At 71.3% G+C, this 976-nt stretch carries 1 pseudogene; it reads right to left on the bottom strand.

The window, feature by feature from the left end:
- A pseudogene (locus tag PA598K_RS36460) lies at nucleotides 1-976 on the bottom strand (TIGR02680 family protein); the annotation flags it as partial.

Genomic DNA, 976 nt, shown 5'->3' with positions numbered 1-976 from the left:
CATCGCCTGCAGCCGGTGCTCGCCCTTCTGTAGCTCAGAGAGCTGCGATGCCAGCCCGCGACCGTCCGGGAACCCGTCCCGCTCCGCCGCGAGCAGCCGCTCGGCCTCGCGCGCCGCTGCGATGTCCGCAGCCATCTCGGCCAGCTCGCCATCCTTGGCCGCGATATGCGCCTCCAGTCTGGCGATCTCCAGCAGCCGCGTCCGCTTTCGCGTCTCTCTGCCGATATACTCGGCCCGCTCCCGGACCATCGCTCGGCCCGCGAGCGGACCGAGACGGTAGGCCCCGTCGCCTGCGACAGCGCCTGCCCACTGACCCTCGCCGACAAGGACGCCCTCCTCGTCCCATAGCAAACTCGCAAGAACATCGGCTACCTGAGCGGTCGTGACGCCGCAGCCCTCCGGCACGTCAGGCTGCAGCAGATCGGCCAACGTGTAGCCGAGCTCCACCGGAGCCGGCAGCAGCCACGCCTCCTCCTCGCCGCTCGCGAGGCTGCCCATCCGGCCATCCGGCGCGATCCAGGCATCCAGCAGCCCGGCATGCGCCAGCGCGTCCTCGATGCGCGCCTTGCGCTCCTCGGACACCTCGGGCTTGAAGTCGCAGGCCGCGTAGAGCGGCACCCCTACGCCGACTGCCAGCTTGTCGCGTCGGCCCGCACGGGCGGCGCTGCGCGGCGGCTCGGGCTCGCGGCTCTGCTGCCAAGATCGCAGCTCCTCCCCTAACGCCTGCCGCTCGCTCTCCAGCTCGCTCTGACGACGCTCGATCAGCAGCCGCTGCGCGACCAGCGTCTCGCGGTCCTGCTCGAAGCGGCGCAGCAGCGAGGCCCGGATCGGCTCCAGCGACGGCTGCGCCAGACCGTAATCGCGCACCGCACCGAACGCCTCCCGCAGCGCCTCCTGATCGTAGCCGAGCTGCCGCAGCCCGCGTTGCCAGCCGAGGAGATCCTCCTTGTAAGCCTCCTGCTCCGCCTCCAGCAGC

This window comes from Paenibacillus sp. 598K (genome assembly GCF_003851045.1).
In the GTDB taxonomy this organism is placed as follows: Bacteria; Bacillota; Bacilli; order Paenibacillales; family Paenibacillaceae; genus Paenibacillus_D.
This window is presented reverse-complemented; position numbering and strand designations above follow the sequence as displayed.